Consider the following 26,924-nt stretch of genomic DNA (forward strand, 5'->3'; position numbering starts at 1 on the left):
TGAAGTCAGTTCATATTCATGAATGAGGAGCGCGCATGGTCCGCACCGCACCGCTCGGGGCTGGATGGTCCAACTGGGCCGGGAACCAGCGTGGCAGCGCCAGCGCGATCCTGCGCCCAGGCTCGCCGACCGACGTCGCAGAAGCCGTCAGATCTGCCGCCGCCGACGGCGGTCGGATCCGGGTGACGGGCAGCGGCCACTCGTTCACCGCCGTCGCGCTCGCCGACGACCGTCGGATGGATCTGTCCGACCTGGACACCTTGGTCAGCGTGGACGTCGCACACCGACTGGTCACCGTGCCTGCGGGAATGACCCTGCACGCGCTCAACGGCCTGCTCGCCCGGCACGGCCTCGCGCTGCCCAACCTCGGTGACATCGACGCGCAGACCGTCGCCGGGGCGATCTCCACCGGCACCCACGGCACCGGAGCCGGCTACGGGTGCCTCTCCACCTTCGTCGAGGCGATCACGGTGGTCACCGGCACCGGCGAGGTGTTGCGCTGCTCCGCCGACGAGCATCCCGACGTCCTCGCCGCCGCCCGGGTGTCACTCGGCGCGCTCGGCGTCCTGGTCGAGGTGACCCTGCGCTGCGTGGACGCCTTCGTCCTGCGCGCCCACGAACGACCGGCCGAACTGGCCGACGTGCTCGGCGAACTGCCCGAGCTGATCGGCCGGCACGACCACGTCGAGTTCTACTGGTTCCCGTACACGTCGCGGGTCCAGGTCAAGGCCAACGACCGGGTACCCGCCAACAACCGCCCGCTGTCCCGCTGGCGCGGCTGGGTGGACGACGACTTCCTGTCCAACCGGGTCTTCGCCGGGGCCTGTCGACTCGGCCGGGCCGTGCCCGCGCTGGCCCCGGGGATCAGCGCGGTCTCCGCCCGTGCCCTCACCGAACGCCAGTACACCGGCCGCTCCGACCGGGTCTTCTGCACGCCGCGCCGGGTCCGCTTCGTGGAGATGGAGTACGGCCTGCCCCGCGAGGCGTTGCCCGAGGCGCTCGCCGCGCTCCAGCGGATCGTGGACGGCCTGCCCTTCAAGGTGCTCTTCCCCGTGGAGGTGCGGTTCACCGCCGCCGACGACATCTGGCTGTCGCACGGCTACGGCCGGGACAACGCCTACATCGCCGTGCACCAGTACGTCGGCATGCCGTACGAGCCGTACTTCCGGGCCTTCGAGCAGGTGGCCGCCGGGCTGGGCGGTCGCCCGCACTGGGGCAAGCTGCACTACCGCGACGCCGCCTCGCTGGCCACGGCGTACCCCCGCTTCGCGGACTTCCAGGCCGTCCGCGACCGGCTCGACCCCCACCGCGTCTTCACCAACCCCCACCTGACCCACGTCCTCGGGGTCTGACGGGCTTCCGTCGGCGCCCGCCAGCCGCGAGGTGTCGGTGGCCGGGATGGATCGGGGCTGTCGAGCCGGAAAAACAGCAGCCAGAAACAGATCTTGGACAGTTTCCGTTCGGGCGGAACGGAAACTGTCCAAGATCTGAATAGACCAGGGGGGCGGGCGTGCTACTCCGTGCTGGTCGCGGCCTTGCGCGGGGCGGCCTTCTTGGCCGGAGCCTTCTTGGCAGCCGTTGTGGTCGCCTTGGCCGTCGTCGTCTTCTTCGCGGCCGTGGACTTGCTGGCAGCCGCCGTCTTCTTGGTGGCCGTGGCCTTCTTCGCGGGCGCCTTCTTCGCCGCCGCCTTCTTCCGCGGCGCCGGCCCCTTCGCCCGCTTCTCGGCCAACATCTCGGACGCTTCCTCGATGGTCAGCGCCTCCGGCGTCTGCCCGCGCCGCAGCGACGCGTTGAACTCCCCGTCGGTCACGTACGGGCCGAACCGGCCGTCCTTGATCACCAACGGCTTCTCGCTCGCCGGGTCCACGCCCATCTCGCGCAACGGCGGTGCCGCGGCTCGCCGTCCACGGGCCTTCGGGGCGGCCAGCAGAGCCAGCGCCTCGTCCAGGCCAACCGTGAACATCTGATCCTCGGACTCCAGCGAACGGAACTCCTCGCCCCGCTTGACGTACGGGCCGTAGCGACCGTTGTTCGCGAAGACCTCGACGCCGTCCGGCGCGACACCGATCAGCCGGGGAAGGCTGAGCAGCTTGAGCGCCTCCTCCAGGGTCAGCGAGTCCGGGGTCTGCGTACGCAGCAGCGACGACTTCCGCTCGCCGCTGGACACGTACGGGCCGAACCGGCCGGACTTGAGCACGATCGGCTCGCCGGTGGCGGGATCGTCGCCGAGCTTGCGCTCGCCGCTGCCGCCCAGGAACAGCTCGTGCACCTTCTCCGGGGTCAGCTCGTCCGGGGCCAGGCCCTCGGGGATCGGCGCCCGGTCACCCTGGGTGCCACCCTCCTCGCCCTCGGCAGCCGGTGCCGGCTGCTCACCGCCGGGCAGTTCACGTTGCAGGTACGGCCCGTAGCGGCCGACCCGCACGACGACATCGCGGCCGTCGTCGTCGGTGAAGAGCGGGATGGAGTTGACGCTGCGGGCGTCGATGTCGCTGAGGTTCTCGGTGACCAGCTTCTTGAGCCCACCGGAACGGGCGATGTCCTGGTCGCCGGCACCGTTGGAGCTGCCGAAGTAGAACGCCGTGAGGAAGTCGACCGCAGCGTGGTCACCGCCGGCGATCTCGTCCAGCTCGTTCTCCATGGTGGCCGTGAAGTCGTAGTCGATCAGGCGGGGGTAGTGCCGCTCCATCAGCCCGATCACCGCGAAGGCCAGGAAGGTCGGGATCATCGCCTGCCCGCGCTTGGTGACGTACCCCCGGTCCTGGATCGTCTGCATGATCGACGCGTAGGTCGACGGGCGGCCGATGCCCAGCTCTTCCAGGGCCTTCACCAGCGACGCTTCGGTGTAGCGCGACGGCGGCTGGGTGTGGTGGCCCTGGGCGGCCAGCTCGTCGGCGGTCAGCGGCTGGTCCTTGACCAGGGTGGGCAGCCGGCGCTCGGCGTCCTCGGCCTCGGCGTTCTCGTCGTCGCTGGACTCGACGTAGGCGCGCAGGAAGCCCGGGTCGGTGATGGTCTTGCCGGTCGCGCCGAAGTCGGCTTCCTCCTGCGAGGTGGAGACCGCCCGGATGCGCACCGAGACGCTGGAGCCGACCGCGTCGGTCATCTGCGAGGCGATGGTGCGCCGCCAGATCAGCTCGTAGAGCTTGAACTCCTCGGCCGACAGCTCCTTGGCCACCTCGCCCGGGGTGCGGAAGTTGTCCCCCGCCGGGCGGATCGCCTCGTGCGCCTCCTGCGCGTTCTTCACCTTGCCGGTGTAGCGGCGCGGCTCCGGCGGCACGCTGCGCTCGCCGTACAGCTCGACGATCTGCCGGCGGGCCGCCGAGATGGCGGTCTCCGACAGGTTGACCGAGTCGGTACGCATATAGGTGATGTAGCCGTTCTCGTACAGGCGCTGCGCGGTGCGCATCGTCTGCTGCGAGGACAGGCGCAGCTTGCGGGCCGCCTCCTGCTGGAGGGTCGAGGTGATGAACGGCGCGTACGGGCGACGGCGGTAGGGCTTCTCCTCGACCCGGGTGACGGTGAACGGCCGCCCCTCCAGTCGGGCCGCGAGACCCCGGGCACCACTCTCGTCGAGGTGCACGACGCCAGCACCGGCCCGGACGCGACCGGTGGCCGGCTCGAAGTCCTTACCGGTGGCGATCCGGTCGCCGTTCAGGGCGATCAGGGTGGCATTGAAGTTTCGTGGCCCCTCGCCGGCGTTCGCCACGGCAAGGGTGGCCAGGATGTCCCAGTACTCGGCGGTGCGGAAGGCCATCCGCTGCCGCTCCCGCTCGACCACGATGCGGGTCGCCACGGACTGCACCCGGCCAGCCGAGAGCCGCGGCATGACCTTCTTCCACAGCACCGGGGAGACCTCGTAGCCGTAGAGCCGGTCGAGGATCCGGCGGGCCTCCTGGGCGTCGACCAGGTCGCGGTCGATCTCCCGGGGGTTGGCCACCGCCGCCTGGATCGCCGGCTTGGTGATCTCGTGGAAGACCATCCGCTTGACCGGCACCTTGGGCTTCAGCGTCTCGACCAGGTGCCAGGCGATGGCCTCGCCCTCGCGGTCCTCATCCGTCGCCAGGAAGATCTCGTCGACCTCCTTGGCCAGCTTGACCAGCTTGCTGATCTGCTGCTTACGGTCGGCGGAGACGACGTAGAGCGCCTGGAAGCCGTTGTCGACGTCCACCCCGAGCCGGGCCCAGGGCTCCTTCTTGTATTTGGCCGGCACATCGGCGGCGTTGCGCGGCAGGTCGCGGACGTGACCGAAGCTGGCCTCCACGACGTACCCCGGGCCAAGGTAGCCCGAGATCGTCTTGGCCTTCGCCGGTGACTCGACGATGACCAGACGGGTGGTTCCAGCGTTGCTCGGCACGTCTCTCCCCGACCTCACTCCTGCTCGTGGCCTGCCGGCGCCCGGACAGCGACCGCTTTCGACCCCGCCGTCGCACCGGCGGTCCGGATGTCCAACGTAACGCGCCGCCCGCGTTTCGGGTTTCGCGGGCCGCAAACCGCTTCGACGCGGCGGTCGACACCGCCCCGCCGCGCTCGGCACTGCCGGACGGCGCCACCGTACACCGTGGGTAGGGCTCGAAGCGGGTCACTGTGACGATGGCGGACCCATGGGCGAGGCCCGACACGCCCGTTTTCCGCTTGGATCGACCCGCCGGCTGTCCGGCACCGGACACCCGACCGGCACCACCGACCTGGGCGGAATGACCGATTCAGGAGCGGGTTGGCCAGGCGTTGGTGGGCGCGGCGCGCGGTGGTTGGCCTACCAGCTCGGCCAGGCGGACCAACCGGCGACGGCCGGTGATCCGGTACGCCGGGCCGCCCTCACCCGGACCGAGCAGCGGCCCAGCCAGCCCCGCCGAGGCGAGCGCCACGCCGATCGGCTCCCAACACTCCTGGTCGTCGGCACCCAGCCGCAACAGGAAGCAGTCTGGAGGCTCCGGCGTCCCCGCGGCGGCGAGCCACAGCCGCAATCGTCGACCGGTCAGGTGGAACGCGGCCGGCGGGCGTTTCATCGTACCGTGCAGCCAGGCGGCCGCGAGCGGCTTCAAGACCCGGGTGTACGACGTACGAACGGCGTGTCGCTCGCCCTCGGTCGGCTCCCAGCTCGCCGCCAGCCCGCGCGACGCCAGCTCGGCGACGAGCACGTGCACCCGCCAGGCGGCGTCCACCTGCACCGAGAGCCGGGCGGTGCCGCCCATCCGGACCACCTCGCCCGGCCCGGCGAGCAGCCCGGCCAGATCGGCGACGGTCGGTTCGGCCGCGTCCGCGCCGAAGAAGACAAGTTGCCGGCCCGCGTCGTCACCCTGGGACGGGCCCTGCTGGGGGGAACCCGGCCGCGCCGGCCCGTGCTGCCCCGGGCCGCTCTGCGGCGCGCCGTCGCGGGACGGGCCGGTCTGCGCCGGGCCGGTCTGCGGCGCACCGCCGCGGCGTCGCCCAGGAGTGGGCGTGTCGGACTCGGGCGCGGGGAACAGCGCCGGGGGCGGCTGCGCCTTCCCGGTGTCACCGAACCCGCTCAGCGACACTCCGGCACCTCGTCGAATGCCTGTTTCAACTCCTCGGAGTTGAGCTTGCTGGTGTCCAACGCGCTGGCGTCGTACTCCTTGTTGAGGGTCTCCACGGCGGCCCGCACGCCGTCGTAGAAGACGGTCGGCTCGCCGGTGCCCAGACCGTCGATGGTGTCCCGGGCACGGCCGTACGCGTCCCGCATCTTCCCCAGGGAGCTACGGAAACCAGCGGAGATGGCCTCGCCGTTCTCCGCCTCCGGGACGCCCGCCTCCTCCACCTTGCGGCGCGCGGCCTCGCTGGCCTGCTCCGCCCCATCGAAGAGCCGCACCAGGTTCTCCTTGGCCTGCGCCGGCGTGGTCTGCGCGGTCATCTGCTCGTCCGTGCTGCTGGTCAGCTTGTTGATCTCGGAGCGCCACGGGGTGAGGGCACCGCAGACCGAGGCCGCCCAGGCCCGTGGGCTGGGACCCCCGCCGCAGCCGGCCAGAACGACGATCGTGGCCAGGACCACCGTGAGCTTTCCGGCGGCAGACGCCCGGCACGTACGCATGCGTTGCAGCGTACGGCCTTTGGCCAGGCGTGGCATCGGGCCGGACGGCCCGGGGTCCCCGGTCGACGGCTACGTCGACCGGGGACCCCGGGCCGTTCCTGGATCAGGCGTTGACCGTCTCCGGGCGGTGATCGGTGCTGCCCGCGCCGGTGTTGCCATCGGCGTCCGAGTCGGACATCGCGATGCCCTTGCGCTTGCTGAACACCACCGACGCCACGATGATCAGCGTCGCGACCAGCGCGATGCCGACCCGCAGGCCGACGTTGCGGTCGTCGCCGACGCTCCAGGCCACCACGGCGGGTGCGATCAGCAGCGAGACCAGGTTCATCACCTTGATCAGCGGGTTGATCGCCGGGCCGGCGGTGTCCTTGAACGGGTCGCCGACGGTGTCCCCGATGACCGTGGCGGCGTGCGACTCGGAGCCCTTGCCGCCGTACGCGCCGTCCTCGACCAGCTTCTTGGCGTTGTCCCAGGCCCCACCGGAGTTGGACAGGAACACCGCCATCAGCGTGCCGGCACCGATCGCACCGGCCAGGTACGCAGCCAGGGCGCCGGGCCCGAGGCCGAAGCCGACAGCGATCGGCGCCAGGATGGCGAGCAGGCCGGGGGTCATCAGCTCGCGCTGCGCGTCCCGGGTGCAGATGTCGACGACCTTGCCGTACTCCGGGCGCTGGGTGCCGTCCATGATGCCGGGCAGCTCACGGAACTGCCGGCGGACCTCCATCACCACGGCACCGGCCGAGCGGGACACCGCGTTGATGGCCAACCCGGAGAAGAGGAAGACCACCGCCGCGCCGATGATCAGGCCGACCAGGTTGCGCGGGTTCGCCACGTTCAGCGAGTTGAGGATCTCGTTGCCGACGTCGCCGACGCCAGCCGTCGCGTACGCGCTGCGGAGCGAGTCGGTGTACGAGCCGAACAGCGCGGTCGCCGCGAGCACCGCCGTGGCGATCGCGATGCCCTTGGTGATCGCCTTGGTGGTGTTGCCGACGGCGTCCAGCTCGGTGAGCGTGCGAGCGCCGTGCTCGTCGAGGTCACCGGACATCTCGGCGATGCCCTGGGCGTTGTCGGAGATCGGCCCGAAGGTGTCCATCGCCACGATCACGCCGACCGTGGTGAGCAGGCCGGTGCCGGCCAGCGCCACCGCGAACAGCGACAGCGTGATGGAGCTGCCGCCGAGGAGGAACGCCCCGAAGACGCCGGCGCCGATCAGCAGGGCCGAGTAGACCGCCGACTCCAGGCCGATGCTGATGCCGGCCAGGATCACGGTGGCCGCACCGGTCTGCGAGCTCTTGCCGATGTCCTGCACCGGTCGCCGGTTGGTCTCGGTGAAGTAGCCGGTCAGCGCCTGGATCGCGGCGGCCAGCACGATACCGATCACCACTGCGCCGATGGCCACCAGCCGGGGGTTTCCGGGCGCGTCGGTGAGCCCGCTGTCGAACTCGCCGAAGGTCGCCGGGAGGTAAGCGAAGGCGGCGATCGCCACCAGCACCGCGGAGAGCACCGCCGACAGGTAGAAGGCCCGGTTGATCGCGGTCAGGGCGTTGCGGTCGGTAGCGCGCAGCCGGGTGATGAAGACGCCGACGATCGCGATCAGCACGCCGATGGTGGAGATGATCAGCGGGAAGACGAGGCCCTCCTCGCCGAACGCGGCGCGGCCGAGGATCAGTGCGGCGACCAGCGTCACCGCGTACGACTCGAACAGGTCGGCGGCCATGCCGGCGCAGTCACCGACGTTGTCGCCCACGTTGTCGGCGATGGTGGCGGCGTTGCGCGGGTCATCCTCGGGGATGCCCTGCTCGACCTTGCCGACCAGGTCGGCGCCGACGTCGGCGGCCTTGGTGAAGATGCCGCCGCCGACCCGCATGAACATCGCGAGCAGCGCGGCGCCGAAGCCGAAGCCCTCCAGCACTGTCGGCGCGTCACCCCGGTAGAGCAGAACGACAAGCGCGGCACCGAAGAGGCCGAGGCCGACGGTGAAGAAGCCGACGACGCCGCCGGTCCGGAAGGCGATCTTCATGGCCGCCTCACGGCCGCCTGCCCGCTCCCGCGCGGCGGCTGCCACCCGCAGGTTGGCTCTGGTGGCCAGCCACATGCCGGCGCCACCGATGAACGCGCTGAACAGGGCGCCCACCACGAAGAAGAGGGAGCGGCCGATCTTCACCGCGAGCTCACTGCCATCGGTGTCGTGCACCGGAAGCAGGAAGAGCAGCACTACGGCGATGACGACGAAGATCGCCAGGGTGCGGAACTGGCGGAGCAGGTAGGCCGAGGCGCCCTCCTGGACGGCCCCCGAGATCTCCTGCATTTTCTCGGTGCCCTTACCAGCGGCCAGCACCGTTTTCGTGAGGGCGGCAGCAAAACCGAGCGCCACCAGCGCGACGACCGCGGCGATGACGACGTAGGTCACGTTGCTTCCGGTAAGGGAAAGCCCGCCGCCGTCGGCGGCCAAGGTCTCGGACATCTGTGTCCTCCTGTTACCGAACAATCGCGCCGGTGAGTGGAGACGCACTGACCGACGCCTGGATGCGGACTCGCAAGCGCGCGCCAACCCACCAGCGGACCAGCGATGAACACCCATACCCGCTGGCTGCGGGATAGGTCACTTGCTGACAACCCGGGTACTGTAGCCCTCCGCAGTGTTGGAGGTCACACCCAGGTGGCACCGTGTCGCGATGATCTTCGTCGCTGTGTTATGAAACGAAATCTGATATAGGGCCCGATCCATGCAAAGAAGGCCGCATCCCCAGCAGGGGACGCGGCCTACGCAGCGGAACTCCTCAGCGACCGACCGGCCACACCATCCGCACCTCGGTGCCGATGCCCTCGTCGACCGGCCGCACCTGGAGGTCCTCGACGAAACCGGCGAGCAGCGCGAAGCCCACGCCGGTGGTCAGCGCCTCATCGGTCAGCGACTCGTTGGCCAGCTCATCCGGCGGCAGCGCGGTCAGACCGATACCCGCCTCGATCGGCGCCCGGTCCACCACCCGCACGGCGTACGAGCCACCGTCGGACATCTCCACCAGCACCGGGTCGGCCAAGCCGTACTGCCGGTGCAGGGCCACCGCGCGCGTGCACGCCTCACCGATGGCCAGGCGCACCTCGTCCAGCAGGTCCTCCCGCACCCCGGCCCGCCGGGCGACAGCGACGCCGACCAGCCGGGCGGTGCGCACGTGCACCGGAGCGGGCGAGAACGAAAGCTTGACTGTCGCCATCACGCGCCGGCGCCCGCCGAGTCGGCGCTGATCGCCGCGTCGACCGTCGAATGCAGCGGAAACACCTGGTCCAGCGCGGTGATCCGGAAGATCTTGAGCAACGGCTCCTTGTCGCAGACCAGCGCGAACGAACCGCTCGCCGAGCGGAGCCGCTTGAGCGCACCGACCAGCACGCCCAGCCCGGTGGAGTCGAGGAAATCCACCCGACCGAGGTCCACCACCACGTGACGGGCGCCACCGTCGATCAGTTCGAGGAGTCGTTCACGGAGCCGGGGCGCGGTGTAGACGTCCACCTCACCACCAACCTCGAGCACCGTGTGCTCACCCACGGTGCGGGTCGCCAGTGACAGCTCCATCGGTCCTCCTCGCAAGAGCCGTAAACTCTCGTGGGCATCTAACCACTACCGCCGGGGCGGCCTGCGAACGCCAGCGGAGGCTTCCCCTTACCCTGGTGTCCGACTTTTCATCTCCGAACACCAGTGCGAGAGTGCAGGGCGTGACCTCCAACGACTTCAGCTCCGCGCGCGGCACGCCGCGCCACGACCTGGAGTCGTCGTCCGCGGCCACCGTATCCGCTGGTCCCGGCCCTGGGCCAACGCCTGCCGACCTGCTGCGCCGGCTACGCGCCCGGGGTGCCGCCGACCCGGTCACCCACGTCGAACGGGTGCCGGCCCGCGCCGGGGTGCCCGCGCCGTGGCCGTCGTGGGCACCGGCGGAGTTGCGCGCGGCGTTCACAGGGCGCGGCGTGGTCGCGCCCTGGCAGCACCAGGCCGAGGCGGCCAACCTGGCGTACGAGGGCCAGCACGTGGTCGTCGCCACCGGCACCGCGTCCGGCAAGTCACTGGCGTACCAGCTGCCCGCCCTGGCCACCCTGCTCGCCGACCCCCGGGCCACGGTGCTCTACCTGGCGCCGACCAAGGCCCTCGCCGCGGATCAGTTGCGCGCCGTCGCCGCGCTGGAGCTGGAGGGGGTACGCCCCGCCTGCTACGACGGGGACACTCCGCGCACCGAGCGGGAGTGGATCCGGCGGCACTCCCGGTTCGTGCTGACCAACCCGGACATGCTGCACCACGGCATCCTGCCCGGGCACGCCCAGTGGTCCGGCTTCCTGCGCCGACTCGCGTACGTGGTGATCGACGAGTGCCACACCTACCGGGGCGTGTTCGGCTCGCACGTCGCGCACGTGCTGCGTCGGCTGCGTCGGCAGTGCGCCCGGTTCGGGGCCACCCCGGTGTTCGTGCTCGCCTCGGCCACCTCCGGCGACCCGGCCACCGCGGCCGGACGGCTGACCGGCCTGCCGGTGACAGCGGTCACCGAAGACGCCTCCCCCCGCGGCGGGGTGACCTTCGCACTCTGGGAACCGCCGCTGCTGCCACCCGACTCGTCGGCCTCTTCCCCGGTGCCGCCGCAGGCGACGGGCGAGCACGACGAGCTTCACCAGGTCCGTCGGTCGGCGCTACGCGAGACCGCGGACCTGCTCGCCGACACGGTCGCCGAGGGGGTACGCACGCTCGCGTTCGTCCGCTCCCGCAAGGGCGCCGAGGTGGTGGCCGCAAACGCGCGTCGAGCGCTGGACGACGCGGTCCCGGGGCTCGGCGACCGGGTGGCCGCCTACCGGGGCGGTTACCTGCGGGAGGAGCGGCGCGAGCTGGAACGGGCCCTGCTGACCGGCGACCTGCTCGGCCTGGCCTCGACCAACGCGCTGGAGCTGGGCGTGGACCTGGTCGGGCTGGACGCGGTGCTGATCTGCGGCTACCCGGGCACCCGGGCGTCGCTGTGGCAGCAGGCGGGCCGCGCCGGGCGTTCCGGGCAGGAGGCCCTCGCGGTGCTGGTGGCTCGGGACGACCCCCTGGACACCTACCTGGTGCACCACCCGGAGGCGATCTTCGGCGCGCCGGTGGAGGCTACGGTGCTCGACCCGGCCAACCCGTACGTGCTGGCACCGCAGCTCGCCTGCGCCGCGGTGGAGGCGCCGCTCACCCCGGCCGACCTGGCGCTCTTCGGCGAGGGAGCGAAGGAGGCGGTCGACGAACTGGTCGCGGCGGGGGCGCTGCGGCAGCGGCCCACCGGTTGGTACTGGCGGCACCGGGAGCGGCCCGAGGTGGACCTCCGCGGCGAGGGCGGCGCCCCGGTCGCCGTGGTGGAGTCGTCGACCGGCCGGCTGCTCGGCACTGTCGACGGCGGCTCGTCGCACTTCCTGCTGCACTCCGGCGCGGTCTATCTGCACCAGGGCGTCTCGTACGTGGTCGACCATCTCGACCTGGCCGACGGTTGCGCGCTGGTGCGCGCCGAGGAGCCCGACTGGTCCACCCACGCCCGTGACGTCACCGAGCTGTCCGTGGTGTCGGTGCGCTCCTACGTGGACGCCGGACCGGTCGGCATGTTCCTCGGTGAGGTGGATGTGACCAGCCAGGTCGTGTCGTACCAGCGGCGGCGGATCGCCACCGGCGAGGTGATCGACACCCGGCCGCTAGACCTGCCCGCCCGGGAACTGCGCACGGTGGCGGTCTGGTTCACCCTGTCACCGCAGTCGTTGGCCCTCGCCGGGGTCCAGCCGGCCGACGTGCCGGGTGCGCTGCACGCCGCCGAACACGCCGCGATCGGCCTGCTGCCGCTGATGGCGACCTGCGACCGGTGGGACATCGGTGGGCTCTCCACCGCGCTGCACCCGGACACCGACGCGCCAACCGTCTTCGTCTACGACGGGCATCCGGGTGGCGCCGGGTTCGCCGAGCGGGCGTACAAGACGGCGGCGGCGTGGCTGCGGGCCACCCGGGTCGCGATCGCGGAGTGCGGCTGCGAGGCCGGCTGCCCGTCCTGCGTGCAGTCACCGAAATGCGGCAACGGCAACAACCCCCTCTCCAAGCCGGACGCGATCCGGGTACTCGACGTGGTGCTGACGAACCTGCCGGACTGAGCGGCTTGCATGAATCGGCATGGCACGGGGCACAATGATGTGGGAGCGCTTCCATCGATGCCAATGTTGCTGATCGCCCCCCGTGCCCGAGGAGAAGCTGTGGCCGACACCATCGCCGAGACCGTCGACCTGCTCTACACCATCGACCAGGACAATCTCACCCTCGACCAGCAGATCGCGCTGGGGTCGGCACTGGCCGCCCTGGCCCAGGCGGAACGGCTGGAACAGATCAACGAGCGGCTGCGCGGCATCCACCAGGTCCTCAACACCTGGGCGCTGCGCGCCGCGACCTCCGTCGACAGTCGCTGAGGTCTCCCGGAGTGATCCTGCTAGGGCACCAGTGGTCACTCCGTGCTGGGTAGTCGTCCCGCGACCTCGACGGCTACCCAGCAGCAACTGATCATGGATAGCAGGGGCACGACGGTTGTCGGGCTGTGCGAGACTCCGGCGCACCAACCCCAGAGGAGTACACATGCAGCTCGACAACTTGCAGGGCCAGCACCAGTTCCACATTCGCCAGCGACTGCGCATGATGGTCAACCAGTACGAGGTCCGGGCGGTCTCCCCCGACGGCACCGAGGGTGAGCTGCTGGCGTTCGCGCAGCAGAAGCGGCTCGCCTTCAAGGAGCAGGTGACCATCTACACGGATGACTCCAAGCAGCAGCCTCTGCTCGGCTTCAAGGCCCGCCAGCGCATCGACCTCGGTGCCACGTACGACGTCACCGACGCGGCTGGCAACCCGATCGGCCTGTTCCGCAAGGACTTCGCCCAGTCGCTGCTGCGCTCGACCTGGCACGTCGAGCAGGGCGGCCTGCCGCAGGTGACGGGCCAGGAGCGAAGCATGCCGGTGGCACTGCTGCGTCGATTCGTCGACTCGCTGTCCTGGCTGCCCTACCACTTCGACTTCACCGCGAACGGCCAGCCGGTCTTCACCGTGGTCAAGAAGTGGGGCCTGCGCGACAAGTACATCGTCGAGGTGCAGAACCCGCAGATCGACCGTCGCCTGGTCATCGCGATGGCCGTCGCACTCGACGCGCTCCAGGCCCGCTGACACACCCGGCCCGGACCAGTGCGCTGCGGTGACCCTCGGTGGTCGCCGTCGCGGCCACCCACTCCTCGCTGCCGGCCGGGACCTCGACCTCGACCAGTCCCGGCCGGCGTGCCGTCGGGCCGCACTCCCCGGGCGGGAGGCCGTTGAACCGCAGTCCCGGCCGGCACCGTCGGACCGCACTCCCCGGCGGGGGGCCGTTGGACCGCACTCCCCGGCCGGGAGGCCGTTGGACCGCACTCCCGGCGGGCAGGCTGTCGGACCGCACTCCCGGCGGGCAGGCTGTTGGCGACTCGACCCCTGAAGGGGGTCCGATCCCCCTTTGGAGCTGATGTCGTAAACGCATCACCCTTGATGTCGTAAACGATTCAGCTCCACAGCGCCCACCAAACCCCCCAGACCCCTAGGTCCTTCGACCACGCGCCGGCCCGTATCTGCGCCTGATGCCGCGACGCGGGTCAGCCGGGAACTCCACAGGCCGCCCTGCGCTGCACGCGCCTTCCGTCGGACGCGCCCTGCGCCGCACGCGCCCTGCGCCGCACGCGCCCTGCGCCGCACGCGCCCTGCGCCGCACGCGCCCTGCGCCGCACGCGCCCTGCGCCGCACGCGCCGGCGGTGAGCGGAGACGCCACCGCGAGGGTCAGCCCCGCACCGGGCCGGCACGGGCGCTCGCCGCAGCCACCCGGGTCAGGCCGGGTAGTGGCGTGAACGCCACCTCGACCGTCACCAGCACGTCCAGCCCGTCGAGGTGACAGCCGACCAGCCGGCCGTCGTTGCGACCGGCGAGGTCGGACGCGGACGCACAAGCCGCAGTGTCGCCGTCGAGCGCCCGCGCCGCCCCGGCCAGCGCGCCGAGGTCGGCTGCCACCGCCGCCCGCTGACTCGCCATGCCGGCGGCGACGATGGCGGCGCCGAACGTCCCGAACACCACGAAGACGAGCCCCATCGCCAGCAGCAGGACCGTCGCGCCACCTCGCTGCCGGTCCGGCCGGCCGTCAACGAGCTTTCCGGAAGCCGGTGGGTGACCGGCACGCCGTGATGGATCGCCAGTTCGTGGCACTACCAGCTCCCCTCGTGAATGCCCGGTTCGACGGCGGCGACGGCGGTGGCGACCACGGTGATTCGCGGTAGCCGGCCGCCCAACGTCCGGACGGGTGCCCGTACCGTCGCCTGCACCCGGTCGCCGTCGACGGACACCGACACCGCCGCCCCGGCCGGCGCCGCCCGGCCACCCTCAGCGCTGCCGTCCGCGCCCCGGGCGGCGGCGAGCGCAGCCTCCCGGGCCGCGTGCAGGCAGCCCGCCTGCGCGCTGACGGCGTTGACCGCGGTCAGGCCGGCCAGCAGGAGCAGGAGCAGCGCCGGCAGGCCGGCCGCCAGTTCGGCGGTGAAGGAGCCCCGGTCCCCGCCAACGGTCGGCGCGAGGACGCGAAGCCTCCGTCCGCCGCGTGCCGCCAGCCCGGGAACGCTCGACCCTGGATCGCGGCCGGCCCGCCGGCGCTCGATCACTTCAGTGCCCGGTCGATGACGGCGGTCAGCGCCGACTGGACGTTGCCGGAGGTCAGCACCTTCAACAGGATCCCGGCGAAGGCGACCGCGGCGAGGGTGCCCACGGCGTACTCGGCCGTGTTCATCCCGGCATCGCCGCGCAGGTGAGCGATGAGTTTGCGCATGACTGTTTCCCTTCTCGATGGGTCAGAGCACATCGCCGAGAACGGCGACGATCACCGGCACGAGGCCGGCGAGAATGAACGCCGGCAGGAAGCAGAGCCCCAGCGGCAGGACGATGAGCACACCCGCCCGGCGGGCCGATGCCTCGGCAGCGGTGGCCCGGTCGGCGCGCAGGTCGTCGGCGAGTCGGGTCAGTGCGCCGGCCAGGGCGGCACCACTGTTGGCCGAGCGCAACGCCGCACTGGTCAGGCGCTCCGCGCCGGGCACGCCGTCCAGCGCGGACCATGCCTCCACCGGGCCACCACCAAGCAGCAGCGTGCGGCCAACCCGAGCCAACCGGCCGGCGAGCGGCCCGTCCAGTGCCTCGGCCACGGCCAACACCGAGCGATCCACCGGGGCACCCGCCCGCATCGCCGCAGCCAGCAGGTCGGCGGCAAGCGGTAGGTCTGCGGCCTCCTGCTGCCGCCGCCTACGCACAGCGGGCGACTCGATCCGCCGCAACAGGACATCGAGCAGGAACGCGGCCGGGAGAGCGCCGAGCAGCCCGAGCCAGCCGTCGCCGACGATGGCCACGGCGAGCCCAGCCAGCGCCGCCACGAGCCGGATCGCGTCCGGCCGCCGTCGCCTGGTTGAGCTGGGCTGGCTCGCCAAGCCGGCTTGGCTCGCCGAGCTGGGCCGGCCGGCTGGGCTGCGCTGACCGACCCAGCTGCGTTGGCTCGCCCAACTGCGTTGGCTCCCAGAGCGGCGCTGACCGGCGGCGCCGGGCTGGCCGGCTGGGCCTCGGGCCGTCATCTGGCCCGCCCCGGTGTCGCGCCCAGCCGTTCCGCCCAGAGGAGGCCCACGACCTGAAGGGCGACCGCGACAACCGCGCTGGCGCCACCGATCGTGCTGTGCAGGAGCACCGACATGGGGTCGACCCCTATGCCGTACCCCAGCCCGATCCCGCCGACCGGCAGGGCCGCCAGTAGCCAGGCCGTGGCCCGGGCACCGGCCGCCTGCGCCGCCGCCGCGGCCAGACCCCGGTCGGTCGCCCGAGCGTCCGCCTCGATCCGCTCCAGAAGCTCCGCCAGCGGCGCGCCGGTCCGGTCGGCCAACCGCACCGCCGCCGAGGTCAGCTGACGTAGGCGGCTCGCCCCGTCACCCTCGACGGCCGTGACGTCGAGCATTTGTGGGACGGGCAGGCCGGCCCGCAGATCCGCCGCGAGGCCGCAGAGCTGGTCCAGCCCACGCCGTCGGTCCCGCTCGGCGCTCCGGTTCACTCGCCAACGCAGCACGGCGCGCACGGCCAGCGTGCCGTACCCGGCCATCGCGACCGCGGCCACCGGACCGCCGACCACGGCACCCACACCGCCACCGAGCAGACCGACCACCGGCAGCACGCGGGTCGGCGATCGCGAGATGCGCACCGACGGAGGCGTACCCGGCCTTCTGTCTGTCGGGCCGACGCGCCCGTGGACGCGGCAATCGGCGATCGCGCACCCGTCGGACGCCGCCCCGGCGGACGCGTCGCCCCGACAGCCGGCGTCCAGGTCGCCGTGCCCATCTGCGGTTGCCGGACCGGAGACGTCGTTCCGACCGGTTACGTCCACACCGCTGACACCGATCGCGATCGTGGCCGCCGACGCGCCCGGCCGTCGTTCGGCGTCGAGCATGGTGGGGGCCACCTCCGGGCGGGCGGTGCCGTTCGGGCGTCGGGGATCCCGACGGGCCGGCGGGCGCGTCGGGCCCTCCGGACGCGTGAACCCGCCTGCCACTCCCGGCCACCTCGGGCTGCGGGCGACGTCCCGGTCAGGCCAGCCGAGTGCCGTCCGCCTTCCGTTGGCGTCCGCAGTAGTTGCCGACTCGAACGCGATGCCGACCGGATGACCCGAGGTCGGGGCAGCGCCGATGCCGTCGACCGGCCCGTCCGGCGTGCGCCCGAGTTCCCTGATCCACTGCACCAGAGCGTCATCCGGATCGACGCCGTCGGCCCTCCGTCCCGGTGCCAGCACGCGCCGTCGACGGGCCCGAATGCTCCGCATAGGCCACGCCACCAGGGCAGCGGCGACCAGGAGCAGCGCCGCCACCAGCATCGTCTCGCCGGTCATGCCGGACCCGCCGATCCGGGCCATGGCTCGCTGAGGATGGGCGGCACCGCCACCCCACGCTCCCGCAGCAGCGCCCCGAGGGCGCGGGCGGCGAGCCCGAGCCCACTGCCGCGCACCCAGGCGGGTACCACGGTCACCATCCGTTCGGGCCCCTCGGGCAGCAGCAGGCAGACCGACTCCAGGACGCGACCCCGGTCGCTGCGTCGCACCTGGAACAGCACCTGCAACGCGGCGGCCACCTGGGCGTGCAGCGCAGCGCGAGGCAGCCCACCCAACATGCCCAGGGCCTCCAACCGGGCCGGCACGTCCGACGGTGTGTTGGCGTGCAGCGTGCCGGCGCCCCCGTCATGGCCGGTGTTGAGCGCGGCCAGCAGGTCGACCACCTCACCGCCCCGGCACTCCCCGACCACCAGCCGGTCCGGGCGCATCCGCAACGCCTGCCGGACCAGGTCCGCCAGGCTGACCACGCCCGTCCCCTCCACATTGGCGGTACGCGCCTGGAGCCCCACCACGTGCGGATGCCCCGGACGCAGCTCGGCGGCGTCCTCCACCAGCACGATCCGTTCGGTGGTCGGCACCATCCCCAGCAGGGTGTTGAGCAATGTCGTCTTGCCCGACCCGGTGCCCCCGGTCACGAGGTACGCCAGGCGGGCGGCCACGACTGCGGCGAGCAGTGGTGCCAGCGGTCGCGGCACCGTCCCCTGGCGCACCAACTCGTCGAGGGTGAACGGTCGGTGTCGGAAGGTCCGCAGCGACAGGTAGGGACCTTCGGTCGCCACCGGCGGCAGCACGGCGTGCAGTCGGGTGCCGTCGGGAAGCCGCGCGTCCGCGTACGGGGAGCCGTCGTCGAGCCGCCGCCCCGCGCTGGCGATCAGCCGCTGCGCCAACCGGCGGACGTCCTCCACCGAGCCCACCGGGACGGCGACCTGGTGCAGCCCCGACCCGCGGTCGACCCAGACCCGGGCGCCGTTGACGAGGACGTCGGTGACCTCCGGGTCGGCGAGCAGCGGCGCCAACGGCCCGGCGCCGACGAGATCGTCGCGCACCCGGTCGGCGATCCGCAGCATGGCGGTATCGCCGAGCACTGCCGCGGCGGGCTCGGCCCGTACCGCGGAGACGATGGCCGCCGCGGTGACCGGGGTGGTGGCGGCGGCGATCCGCTGCCGCACCCGGGCGGCGAGCGTGCCGTCCTCCGGCCCGGTGGTCATGCCGCACCCGTAGCCGGCACGCCGGTGAGGTCGGTGACGATCCGTTGGCAGAGCGCGGCGAGTGGGCCCTTGCCCCCGGCGGCCGGCGCCTCGCCCCGTTCCAGCCCACGGCAGAGCCCCGGCTCGGGGCGCAGCGTGCCGGCCAGCGGGAGGCCCAGCGCGCGCGCCACCTCGGACGCCCGCAACCGCCCGGGGGCAGGCCCGCGCACCACCACCGAGAGCGCGGCGCAGTGCGGGGCGGCTGCGGCCACCACCCGAGTGGCCGCAGCGGTGGCGCGCAACTCGGCCGGCACGACGACGAACGCCTGGTCGGCGGCTTGCAGCGCCACCACGGCCGCGTCGTCCAACTGTCGGGGCAGGTCGATCACCACGAAGTCCCGCCCACGTCGGGCCGCGTCGACGGTCGCTGCCATGGCGGTCACCGGCAACGTCAGCATCTCGCCGCGGTCCCAGGAGAGCACCACGAGATCACCACGGCTGGGCAGGGCCTGGACCAGCGCCGGGGCGTCCACCCGCCCGTCGGCGCTGGTGAGCGACGGCCAGCGCAGGCCTTCCAACTGCTCCCAGCCCAGCACGAGGTCGAGGCCACCGCCGAGCGGGTCGGCGTCGACCAGGAGAGTGCGCAGCCGGGCCCGGGCGGCGGTCACCGCAAGACCACCGGCGAGCACACTCGCGCCCGCGCCGCCCCGACCACCAAGGACCGCGACGACCCGGGCACCGACGCCGGCCGGACGGTCCGGGTCATGTTCGGCGAACCGGTCGACCAACCACGGCTCCGCGGCCGGCAGCGTGGCGACGTGCTCGGCCCCGATCAGCTCGGCGATCTGCCAGCCGGGGTCGAGCTGACCAGCCCGGCCGAGCAGCACCAGCCGAGGTCGCTGCGGCAACCGGGCGCGCAGGCAGGCCTGCGCCTGATCGGCGCCGAGCAGCACCAGGGGTGCGGGAAGCCACCGGGTACGGGCAGCCGCTGGGTCGCGGGCGAGCTCCACCTCGGTCCCGCCGACGGCGGCGAGCCGGAGCACATCATCGAGCAGATCGTCGTCGCCGGTGACGACCAGCGGGAGCCGGCGGATCGGCGGAACCGTGGTACGGGGTGGCATCGCGGCCTCCAGCGGTCGGGCTCTGGTATGCCGTCGACAGTGCTCGGGATCCGCCCTCCGACCCGTCCCGATGGGGTCGCCTGTGGACAACCTGGTGGGATGTGGAAAACCGCCGCCGAGACAGTTGATCTGCTACGAGCGCGGGCAACTTCGCAGCTACGGCCGCTGCGGGAAAGACAGCGAGGCCGCTCCCCCAGAGGAGCGGCCTCGCAAGTCGGCGGTCAGCCGACCCGGTCGGTCCAGGCGGTATCGAGGATCACCTTGTACGAGCTGATCCGCACGGGCGACAGCGTCAACAGCTCATCGGCGAGCAATTCGCCCGTCTTCGGATCGAAGATCAGAAGTGATTGCTGGTCGTGCTCGCGGTCCTCGAAGGTGACGGCCACTCCGTGCCGGCCGGCGCGGTCGGTGACCTGCCCCCGCCAGCGGAAGCCGGGCACGTCGGCGAGGACCCGCAGGACCGCCGCTCGGGTCGCACGCGGTACGACGTACCGGCCGTAGAGCGTGCTGACCTCCTTGCTCGCCGCCCCCGCGCCGTACTCGACCTTCAGCCGCTCCCGCAGCTCGGACGGGACGGCCGACGGCGGCCTGAGCTCCCTGGGCGGTAGTGGAATGACACTCGGTGCGGGAGTGCCGGTGGCTGCTGGCCGCGCACTGCTTTCGCGCTCCCAGTAGTCCCGAGACTCCTGGTCGGGGTACTGCGGCTCCAGTTGGGAGCTGGCCTGGCTGCCGGTCCCGTCTGCGGCCTGCCAGACCTTCGTCTCGCTGGCAAAGGCCACGTGGTGGCGACCGTCGGCGGACGTCATCACCGGATCGCCCCACAGCTTCGAGTGGTGATACATGTAGCGTCCGCTCTGGTGGTCGTACGCCGCGTCTTTGATCTTGTCGGCCAGCATGCGCAGCTGCGGGCCGGCGGCCGGCGGATCCGCGTCGAACTGGTACGCGACCGGTACGAGTACCAATCCCGCTGCCGCCGCTGGTTCGTCCGGAGTGTCCGGTGCGCCCTCGCCGAACGGCTGGAGCACCGCCACGGCGCCGACCGCGACCGCCAGCGTGCCGGCCACCAGGGCCACCCGGCGGGTCGGTCGTACGCGACGACGCCCGGCCACCGTCTCGGTGGCGTCGGCGCGGTCGATCAGCTCGCGCGCCGAGACCAATGGTGGCCCGACGACGGCGCGCCGGGCCGGGTCGGCCGGGCCGAGAAGAGTACGGGTTCGCTCTGCTCCGAACATCACAGATCCTCTCGAATGGTCATCAACACCGGGCTACGCCGGGTCTGCGTGGGCCGGTCCGACATCGCTTCGGCAAGACGACGGCGGGCGCGATGCAGGCGCACCGCGGCGGTCGCCCCGGTGCAACCGAGAACCTTGGCCGCCTCGGACACCGTCAGTTCCTCCCAGCCCACCAGCCGGAGGATCTCCTGGTCGAGGTCGTTCAGGTTGGCCAGAGCAGTCCAGATGTCGGCGACCCCGACGCTCGTGTCGGCACCCGACGATCCGGCCAGTCGCTCGAGGTCGACATCGGTGATCGAGAGGAGGTCCGGTGCGGCACGCCGCGACCGCCACTGGTTCGCGAGAAGGCGCCGGGCCACCCCGTACAGCCAGGGCAGGCTGCGCTCCGGCACCTCGGCGCGGCGACGCCAGGCGACGACGAAGACCTCCTGGGCAAGCTCCGCGGACGCATCCCGGTCAGCGAGCCGGCGCAGGCCGTATCGGACCATGTGCTCGTACTCGGCGGCGTAGAGACTGGTGAACCAGCCCTCGTCCCGCTTCTTCGGTGGACCCACCCGAACCCCCACTGCCTCGGCGACTCTCACAGTGGCTTGTGTCGCTGATGGGCCCGGTATTACCGCGCGGCCGAGGGCGGGTGCCGCCCAACGGGAAACGAACGCTGCGGTCAGTCGTCGATCGCCTGGTAGACGGTGGTCCAGAAGTTGTGCCACATCGGCAGCCGCTGGTCGCCCGCGTGCGCCCGCTGCATGAACACGATCGTGGTCAGGTCCTCGGCGGGGTCGTTGTACCAGGCGGTGCCGTAGAAGCCGGGCCATCCGTAACTGCCGACCGAGGGCCCGAGATGCGTACGGCGGGTGCGGACCGACATTCCGAAACCCCAGCCGATGGCGTCGAAGTATCCGGGCCAGAACCCGGAGACGGCCTTCTGCGTCGGGGTCAGGTGGTCGCTCGTCATCAGCGTCACCGCCGGTCGCGACAGCACCCGCTCGCCGCCGTGGGCGCCCCCGGCGAGCAGAGCCGAGGCGAAGGCCAGGTAGTCCTGGGCGGTCGAGACGAGCCCGCCGCCACCGGACTCGAACATTCGCGGTCGACTGAACCGCCCGTCGGGGGCGTCCTCGACGACCGGCTCGCCGGTGGCGGCGTTGTCCTGCTCGTACGCCGTCGCGAACCGGCCGATGCTCTCGCTACCCACGTTGAAGGCGGTGTCGGCCATTCCCAACGGCTTGCAGACCCGCTCACGCACGGCATCCCCGAAGGACATGCCGGTGGCGCGGGCGATGAGCACGCCGGTGACGTTGGCGGCGGTGTCGTACATCCAGCGCTCACCTGGCTGGTGGACGAGCGGAAGGTCACCGAGCTGGCGGATCCACTCGTCCGGCGACTGATATTCGAGTGCGTCCAGCGCGTCGGCGATCGGCACCGTTCCCGGCTCGGCGGGGACCATGCCGGTGCCGAGGGTGCCGTCCAGGACGTCCCGCAGCGTTATCGGGCGTTCCGCCGGGACGGTGTCGTCCAGTGGACCGTGGGGGTCGGCGAGCACTGTCATGTCCGCCAACTCCGGGAGGAGATCGTCGACCGGGTCGTCGAGGCGGAGGGTGCAGTCCTCGACGAGGGTCATCGCACACGCGGCGACGATCGGCTTCGTCATCGAGCCCAGGCGACAGATCGTGTCGACCGCCATCGGCGTCCGCGACCCTGCGCCCTCGAACGCGAGATGACCCGTCGCCTCGATGTGCACCTCGCCGTGCCGGGCGAGGACGACCACCATGCCCGGGACGAAGCCGGACTCGACGTGGTGCTCAAGCAACCCTTGCAGCCGAGCCAGCCGTTTCGACGAGAAGCCACCAGCAGCCACGTGTTTCCTCCTCAGCTGGTCCCGTTTGGCAAATTACACGGCAGACGGCGGTCGCACCGTCCGCGACGAGGTGAGAAGGAAACCCTGTACCGATGCTGCCGTTGCTGACCGGGGAGGACCCGTTCACCGGGCCGGAAGCGCTCCCGGAAAAGGGACGACCCCCGTCGGGGGGAGACGGGGGTCGTCGGAGGTTCGGCTCCGGGGGGGTCGAGCCGAACCACTCAGCGGTCACGGGGGGGTGCAACCGCTGAGGGTCTGCCTGTTTCGAGGATGTGAAAGCTCGTCGTACGGACAAGTCTGCCTGAGCGCGCCCGTCACGTCGAGTGGTGCTGCCTCCACTCACTGCGAAAATCTCCTCGCAGAGTGTGAGCGTGATCACGCGGAGCGGAGAGCCCGCAGGTCTGAGGGGTGGCATGACCCCGGGCACCCGCCGACGATAGACCATCCGGCTAGACTTTCGCGCCGTGGGCCGAAGTGCCGCTTTCTTCGATCTGGACAAGACCGTCATCGCCAAGTCGAGCGCCCTGGCGTTCGGTCGGCCGTTCTACCGGGATGGGCTGATCACCCGGCGTGACGTGGTCAAGTCGGCGTACGCGCAGCTGATGTTCCGGCTGGGCGGCACCGACGAGCAGACCATGGCCCGAACACGGGACTACCTGGCTGCGCTCTGCAAGGGCTGGCAGGTGGAGCAGGTCCGCCAGGTCGTCGCGGAGACGCTGCACGAGCTGATCAACCCCTACGTGTACGCCGAGGCCGCTGCCCTGATCGTGGAGCACCAGACGGCTGGGCGGGACGTGGTGCTGGTGTCGGCGTCCGGCGAGGAGATGGTCCGGCCGATCGGTGAGCTGCTCGGGGTGACCGACGTGATCGCGACCCGGATGACGGTGGAGGACGGCCGGTACAGCGGCGAGGTCGAGTTCTACGCGGCGGGCCCGAGCAAGGTCGAGGCGGTCACCGAGTTGGCCGCCGCCCGAGGCTACGACCTGGCTGATTCGTACGCCTACTCCGACTCGTACAGCGATCGCCCCTTGCTGGAGTGCGTGGGCCACCCGAGCGTGGTCAACCCGGACCGGCAGCTCCGCAAGCTGGCTTCGGAGAACGCGTGGCCGGTGCTGGAGTTCCGGCACCCGATCCCGCTGGGCCGGCGGTTGCGGGAACGGCCCGCGGTCCCGGTGGCCGCGGCGGCTCTGGGGGTCGGGGTGGGTGTGGCCATCGGCATCGCCTGGTACGGCCGCCACCGTCGCACCCGAGCCGCCACCACCGCCTGACTCCACCCGTCCAACCGTTCAGGCGGCGGCGAGGATCTCGTCTCCGATGGCGGTGAGCTGGTCGGTGCCGACCTCGACGGCGGCCATGTAGTGGCGTAGCCAGGAGCGCAGCCCGTCCGGGGTGCCGGTGGCGAAGGCACCGGCCGCGCCGACGTACTCGGGCTCCCGCTCGCGGTGCCCCACGTCGACGGGGAGCAGGCCACGCGGGTCGAGGCCACTGGCGAGCAGCACCAGCCGGGCGGCCCCACGGGCCACCACGCCGGACGGCCCGGCGAACGGGCGCAGGTTCAGCAACTCCCCGTGTACGACAGCGGCGAGCACCAACGGGGAGACCTTCGTGCCACCGGCGACGAGGCCGGCCAGCCCGTCCAGCCGGGTGGCGACCACCGGGTCGGCGACCGGGCGGCCCAGCTCGGCCTCCGACACCAGGTCCCGGGCGGCGAGCACGTGCAGTTTCGCGAGGGCCTGGCGGGGCGCCTTCGGCCACAGCTCGCTCAGGCCCGGCAGCGCTCCGGCGACCCGCAGCGCCCCCTGGAGCACCGGGTCGGTGACGGTGCCGGCCCGGACCGCCTCACGCTCATGCCCGGCCCCCTCAAGGGCCGCACTGGCCACCGCGGAGCGCAGGCTGACCTCGGCGGCGACCTGTCCACCGTGCCGGCGCAGCGCACGGTGCCCGAGCGCCTGGTCGAACCGCGCGCGGGCCTGCTCGACGGCGGCGGCGATGTCGGCGAGCGCGAGCAACGGGGCGAGCGGGTCGGTGGTCACCCCGCCACGCTAACGACCCGGCCCGGCGCGGCGGGCCGCACCCGCCCGCAACGCGACCCGGACCACCCGCCCGGCGCGGCACCTCACCCGGCGCAGCTTCGCCCCCACCCGCCGCGAGCCGCCTCGGCGCGGCCACGGCCGAGGAGGGCCTGCGCGCCTGGCGCAGCCGCACAGCCGAGCCGGCGCGGCCGCACAGCCGACCCGGCGCGGCACTTCCGGCAAGGTCAACACGGGTTCATTGAAGTTGGGGTGTCCGCCTGCCCTGGACACCGCGATTCCAATGAACCCGTGATGATCAAAGCCCGCAGGCCCGCGCACGCCGACACGGGCCGGGGCGACACGGGCCGGGGCGACTAGGCGGGGACGGGCCGCCGGGCGCGCGGCGGGGGCCACTCGGCGCGACGCAGCGGGCAGCCGTGGCCGGTCGCAGGCCCCGCGACTACCCTCGTGCCATCGAGACCCAGGTCACCCCGAGGATGAGGAGTCACGGCATGAGCGAGGCATTGGCCAATCTGCTGAACGAGACGCGCCAGTTCCCCCCGCCGGCCGAACTCGCCGCGCACGCCAACGTCACCATCGACGCGTACGCCGAGGCTGAGGCCGACCGGCTGGCCTTCTGGGCGAAGCAGGCCGATCGGCTGGCCTGGTCGAAGAAGTGGGATGAGGTGCTCGACTGGTCGAACCCGCCGTTCGCGAAGTGGTTCGTGGGTGGGCAGCTCAACGTCGCGTACAACTGCCTGGACCGGCACGTCGAGGCGGGCCGGGGCGACAAGGTGGCGATCCACTGGGAGGGCGAGCCTGGCGACACCCGCACCATCACGTACGCGGACCTGCACGAGCTGACCTGCCGGGCGGCGAACGCGCTCACCGACCTGGGAGTGACCGCCGGTGACCGGGTGGCGATCTACCTGCCGATGATCCCGGAGGCGGCGGTGGCCATGTTGGCGTGCGCCCGGATCGGCGCCGCGCACAGTGTGGTCTTCGGTGGCTTCTCCGCCGACTCGTTGAGCAACCGGATCCAGGACGCCAGCGCCAAGGTGGTCATCACCGCGGATGGCGGTTACCGGCGGGGCAAGCCGTCGGCGTTGAAGCCCACTGTGGACGAGGCGGTGGCGAACTCCCCGTCGGTGGAGCACGTGCTCGTGGTCCGCCGCACCGGCGAGGACGTGGCGTGGTCGGAGAAGGACCACTGGTGGCACGAGACGGTGGAGACCGCTTCGGCCGAGCACACCGCGCAGCCGTTCGACGCCGAGCACCCGCTGTTCATCCTCTACACCAGCGGCACCACGGCCCGCCCGAAGGGCATCCTGCACACCACCGGCGGCTATCTCACCCAGGCGTCGTACACGACGCACGCGGTGTTCGACCTGAAGCCGGAGACGGACGTCTACTGGTGCACGGCCGACATCGGCTGGGTCACCGGGCACTCCTACATCGTGTACGGCCCGCTCTCCAACGGCGCCACCCAGGTGATGTACGAGGGCACCCCGGACACGCCGCACAAGGGCCGGTTCTGGGAGATCATCGACAAGTACGGGGTGAGCATCCTCTACACCGCTCCCACCCTGATCCGGACGATGATGAAGTGGGGCGACGACATCCCGGCGGGCTTCGACCTGTCGTCGCTGCGCCTGTTGGGCAGCGTCGGCGAGCCGATCAACCCGGAGGCCTGGATGTGGTACCGGCAGCACATCGGCCGGGGCGAACTGCCGGTGGTGGACACCTGGTGGCAGACCGAGACGGGCGCCATCATGATCTCGCCGTTGCCGGGGGTGACGGCGGCCAAGCCGGGTTCGGCGATGACGCCGCTGCCGGGCATCGTGGCCGACGTGGTGGACGACCAGGGCCAGTCGGTGCCGAACGGTGGCGGCGGCTACCTGGTGCTGCGCGAGCCGTGGCCGTCGATGCTGCGCACCATCTGGGGTGACGACGACCGGTTCATCGACACGTACTGGTCGCGCTTCCAGGGTATGTACTTCGCCGGCGACGGTGCGAAGAAGGACGACGACGGGCACATCTGGCTGCTCGGCCGGGTGGACGACGTGATGCTGGTGTCCGGGCACAACATCTCGACGACCGAGGTGGAGTCGGCGTTGGTGTCGCACCCGTCGGTGGCCGAGGCTGCGGTCGTCGGCGCGACCGACCCGACCACCGGTCAGGCGATCGTCGCGTTCGCCATTCCTCGGGGCAGCACGGACATCGCCGGTGAGGCAGGCGAGCAGCTCATCGCCGACCTGCGCAACCACGTGTCGAAGACGCTCGGCCCGATCGCCAAGCCGCGGCAGATCATGCTGGTGCCGGAGCTGCCGAAGACCCGCTCAGGCAAGATCATGCGCCGGTTGCTGCGGGACGTGGCAGAGAACCGGTCGCTGGGCGACGTGACCACGTTGCAGGACTCCTCGGTGATGGACCTGATCTCCTCGGGGATGAGCGGTACGAAGTCCGACGAGGACTGACGGTAGGCGTACCCATTGGAGGGTGGCGGTCCACGCGGACCGCCACCCTCCGTCATGTCTTA

23 protein-coding genes are annotated in these 26,924 nt (G+C 71.8%); 6 read left to right on the forward strand and 17 right to left on the reverse strand.

Annotated elements, in window-relative coordinates:
- Window positions 1–35: 35 nt before the first annotated feature.
- The gene (locus tag ACFYP0_RS10180; protein WP_386995352.1) at window positions 36–1,352 is read left to right on the forward strand and encodes a D-arabinono-1,4-lactone oxidase; all 1,317 of its coding nucleotides are present in this window, start codon (window positions 36–38) and stop codon (window positions 1,350–1,352) included.
- A 161-nt stretch (window positions 1,353–1,513) separates the two neighbouring features.
- On the opposite strand, the gene topA is transcribed toward ACFYP0_RS10180, so the two are convergent.
- The 6 genes from topA to ACFYP0_RS10210 all read right to left on the reverse strand — a co-directional run bounded on the left by topA (window position 1,514) and on the right by ACFYP0_RS10210 (window position 9,614).
- A complete protein-coding gene (gene topA / locus ACFYP0_RS10185) occupies window positions 1,514–4,351 on the reverse strand; it encodes a type I DNA topoisomerase (RefSeq protein ID WP_386995354.1) in 2,838 nt (945 codons plus the stop codon).
- 349 nt (window positions 4,352–4,700) lie between these two features.
- Complete coding sequence (locus ACFYP0_RS10190; RefSeq protein ID WP_356979941.1) at window positions 4,701–5,513, reverse strand: hypothetical protein; 813 nt, start codon at window positions 5,511–5,513, stop codon at window positions 4,701–4,703.
- On the reverse strand, window positions 5,504–6,043 hold the full coding sequence (locus tag ACFYP0_RS10195) for a hypothetical protein (RefSeq protein WP_355501445.1): 540 nt from the start codon (window positions 6,041–6,043) through the stop codon (window positions 5,504–5,506). The genes ACFYP0_RS10190 and ACFYP0_RS10195 overlap by 10 nt, the downstream gene beginning before the upstream one ends.
- Window positions 6,044–6,146: 103 nt before the next feature.
- On the reverse strand, window positions 6,147–8,507 hold the full coding sequence (locus ACFYP0_RS10200) for a sodium-translocating pyrophosphatase (RefSeq protein ID WP_355501447.1): 2,361 nt from the start codon (window positions 8,505–8,507) through the stop codon (window positions 6,147–6,149).
- A gap of 316 nt (window positions 8,508–8,823) precedes the next feature.
- Complete coding sequence (locus ACFYP0_RS10205) at window positions 8,824–9,261, reverse strand: ATP-binding protein (protein ID WP_030334228.1); 438 nt, start codon at window positions 9,259–9,261, stop codon at window positions 8,824–8,826.
- Entirely contained in the window at window positions 9,258–9,614 is a 357-nt protein-coding gene (locus tag ACFYP0_RS10210; protein ID WP_355501449.1) for an STAS domain-containing protein, read from the reverse strand. The genes ACFYP0_RS10205 and ACFYP0_RS10210 overlap by 4 nt, the downstream gene beginning before the upstream one ends.
- Window positions 9,615–9,754: 140 nt before the next feature.
- Between ACFYP0_RS10210 and ACFYP0_RS10215 the strand changes: the two genes are divergently transcribed.
- From ACFYP0_RS10215 to ACFYP0_RS10225, 3 genes are all read left to right on the forward strand, one after another.
- Window positions 9,755–12,175 carry a DEAD/DEAH box helicase gene (locus ACFYP0_RS10215; protein ID WP_355501452.1) on the forward strand — a complete coding sequence of 807 codons (2,421 nt, stop codon included), beginning with the start codon at window positions 9,755–9,757 and terminating at the stop codon, window positions 12,173–12,175.
- A gap of 99 nt (window positions 12,176–12,274) precedes the next feature.
- Complete coding sequence (locus tag ACFYP0_RS10220; RefSeq protein WP_030334221.1) at window positions 12,275–12,484, forward strand: hypothetical protein; 210 nt, start codon at window positions 12,275–12,277, stop codon at window positions 12,482–12,484.
- A 163-nt stretch (window positions 12,485–12,647) separates the two neighbouring features.
- Complete coding sequence (locus ACFYP0_RS10225) at window positions 12,648–13,226, forward strand: hypothetical protein (RefSeq protein ID WP_091395469.1); 579 nt, start codon at window positions 12,648–12,650, stop codon at window positions 13,224–13,226.
- 637 nt (window positions 13,227–13,863) lie between these two features.
- Here ACFYP0_RS10225 and ACFYP0_RS10230 read toward each other — a convergent pair.
- From ACFYP0_RS10230 to ACFYP0_RS10275, 10 genes are all read right to left on the reverse strand, one after another.
- Entirely contained in the window at window positions 13,864–14,283 is a 420-nt protein-coding gene (locus ACFYP0_RS10230; RefSeq protein WP_356979938.1) for an Rv3654c family TadE-like protein, read from the reverse strand.
- The gene (locus ACFYP0_RS10235; RefSeq protein WP_356980006.1) at window positions 14,283–14,678 is read right to left on the reverse strand and encodes a TadE family type IV pilus minor pilin; all 396 of its coding nucleotides are present in this window, start codon (window positions 14,676–14,678) and stop codon (window positions 14,283–14,285) included. The genes ACFYP0_RS10230 and ACFYP0_RS10235 overlap by 1 nt, the downstream gene beginning before the upstream one ends.
- A 47-nt stretch (window positions 14,679–14,725) precedes the next feature.
- Entirely contained in the window at window positions 14,726–14,893 is a 168-nt protein-coding gene (locus ACFYP0_RS10240; RefSeq protein WP_356979936.1) for a DUF4244 domain-containing protein, read from the reverse strand.
- A 22-nt stretch (window positions 14,894–14,915) separates the two neighbouring features.
- Window positions 14,916–15,683: a type II secretion system F family protein gene (locus tag ACFYP0_RS10245; RefSeq protein ID WP_425794345.1), complete on the reverse strand. Its 768-nt coding sequence runs from the start codon at window positions 15,681–15,683 to the stop codon at window positions 14,916–14,918.
- Window positions 15,680–17,002 (reverse strand): hypothetical protein, encoded by a 1,323-nt coding sequence (locus ACFYP0_RS10250; protein WP_356979932.1) that lies wholly within the window; start codon window positions 17,000–17,002, stop codon window positions 15,680–15,682. Before ACFYP0_RS10250 ends, ACFYP0_RS10245 begins: the two co-directional genes overlap by 4 nt.
- Entirely contained in the window at window positions 16,975–18,186 is a 1,212-nt protein-coding gene (locus ACFYP0_RS10255; protein WP_124854218.1) for a TadA family conjugal transfer-associated ATPase, read from the reverse strand. Before ACFYP0_RS10255 ends, ACFYP0_RS10250 begins: the two co-directional genes overlap by 28 nt.
- A complete protein-coding gene (gene ssd / locus ACFYP0_RS10260; RefSeq protein WP_124854219.1) occupies window positions 18,183–19,286 on the reverse strand; it encodes a septum site-determining protein Ssd in 1,104 nt (367 codons plus the stop codon). The genes ACFYP0_RS10255 and ssd overlap by 4 nt, the downstream gene beginning before the upstream one ends.
- Before the next feature lie 221 nt (window positions 19,287–19,507).
- A complete protein-coding gene (locus ACFYP0_RS10265) occupies window positions 19,508–20,518 on the reverse strand; it encodes a CU044_5270 family protein (protein ID WP_356979930.1) in 1,011 nt (336 codons plus the stop codon).
- On the reverse strand, window positions 20,518–21,072 hold the full coding sequence (locus ACFYP0_RS10270; protein ID WP_356979928.1) for an RNA polymerase sigma factor: 555 nt from the start codon (window positions 21,070–21,072) through the stop codon (window positions 20,518–20,520). Before ACFYP0_RS10270 ends, ACFYP0_RS10265 begins: the two co-directional genes overlap by 1 nt.
- Before the next feature lie 110 nt (window positions 21,073–21,182).
- Complete coding sequence (locus ACFYP0_RS10275; RefSeq protein ID WP_356979926.1) at window positions 21,183–22,373, reverse strand: serine hydrolase domain-containing protein; 1,191 nt, start codon at window positions 22,371–22,373, stop codon at window positions 21,183–21,185.
- A gap of 464 nt (window positions 22,374–22,837) precedes the next feature.
- On the opposite strand from ACFYP0_RS10275, the gene ACFYP0_RS10280 reads away from it, so the two are divergent.
- Window positions 22,838–23,641, forward strand: coding sequence for an HAD family hydrolase (locus ACFYP0_RS10280; protein ID WP_124854222.1), 804 nt, complete (start codon window positions 22,838–22,840; stop codon window positions 23,639–23,641).
- Window positions 23,642–23,659: 18 nt separating this feature from the next.
- On the opposite strand, the gene ACFYP0_RS10285 is transcribed toward ACFYP0_RS10280, so the two are convergent.
- A complete protein-coding gene (locus tag ACFYP0_RS10285) occupies window positions 23,660–24,406 on the reverse strand; it encodes an oxidoreductase (protein ID WP_091395499.1) in 747 nt (248 codons plus the stop codon).
- Window positions 24,407–24,897: 491 nt separating this feature from the next.
- Between ACFYP0_RS10285 and acs the strand changes: the two genes are divergently transcribed.
- Window positions 24,898–26,862 carry an acetate--CoA ligase gene (gene acs, locus ACFYP0_RS10290; RefSeq protein ID WP_112680829.1) on the forward strand — a complete coding sequence of 655 codons (1,965 nt, stop codon included), beginning with the start codon at window positions 24,898–24,900 and terminating at the stop codon, window positions 26,860–26,862.
- The last annotated feature ends 62 nt before the right edge of the window (window positions 26,863–26,924 follow it).

This window comes from Micromonospora arida, from assembly GCF_042873195.1.
Lineage (GTDB): Bacteria > Actinomycetota > Actinomycetes > Mycobacteriales > Micromonosporaceae > Micromonospora > Micromonospora arida.

Bases quoted from the DNA above. Each gene is read 5' to 3' on its own strand.
- ACFYP0_RS10180 (WP_386995352.1), top strand. From the start codon at position 36: ATGGTCCGCACCGCACCGCTCGGGGCTGGATGGTCCAACTGGGCCGGG.
- ACFYP0_RS10195 (WP_355501445.1), bottom strand. From the start codon at position 6,043: ATGCGTACGTGCCGGGCGTCTGCCGCCGGAAAGCTCACGGTGGTCCTG.
- ACFYP0_RS10200 (WP_355501447.1), bottom strand. From the start codon at position 8,507: ATGTCCGAGACCTTGGCCGCCGACGGCGGCGGGCTTTCCCTTACCGGA.
- ACFYP0_RS10210 (WP_355501449.1), bottom strand. From the start codon at position 9,614: ATGGAGCTGTCACTGGCGACCCGCACCGTGGGTGAGCACACGGTGCTC.
- ACFYP0_RS10225 (WP_091395469.1), top strand. From the start codon at position 12,648: ATGCAGCTCGACAACTTGCAGGGCCAGCACCAGTTCCACATTCGCCAG.
- ACFYP0_RS10240 (WP_356979936.1), bottom strand. From the start codon at position 14,893: ATGCGCAAACTCATCGCTCACCTGCGCGGCGATGCCGGGATGAACACG.
- ACFYP0_RS10245 (WP_425794345.1), bottom strand. From the start codon at position 15,683: ATGACGGCCCGAGGCCCAGCCGGCCAGCCCGGCGCCGCCGGTCAGCGC.
- ACFYP0_RS10250 (WP_356979932.1), bottom strand. From the start codon at position 17,002: ATGGCCCGGATCGGCGGGTCCGGCATGACCGGCGAGACGATGCTGGTG.
- ACFYP0_RS10255 (WP_124854218.1), bottom strand. From the start codon at position 18,186: ATGACCACCGGGCCGGAGGACGGCACGCTCGCCGCCCGGGTGCGGCAG.
- ssd (WP_124854219.1), bottom strand. From the start codon at position 19,286: ATGCCACCCCGTACCACGGTTCCGCCGATCCGCCGGCTCCCGCTGGTC.
- ACFYP0_RS10265 (WP_356979930.1), bottom strand. From the start codon at position 20,518: ATGTTCGGAGCAGAGCGAACCCGTACTCTTCTCGGCCCGGCCGACCCG.
- acs (WP_112680829.1), top strand. From the start codon at position 24,898: ATGAGCGAGGCATTGGCCAATCTGCTGAACGAGACGCGCCAGTTCCCC.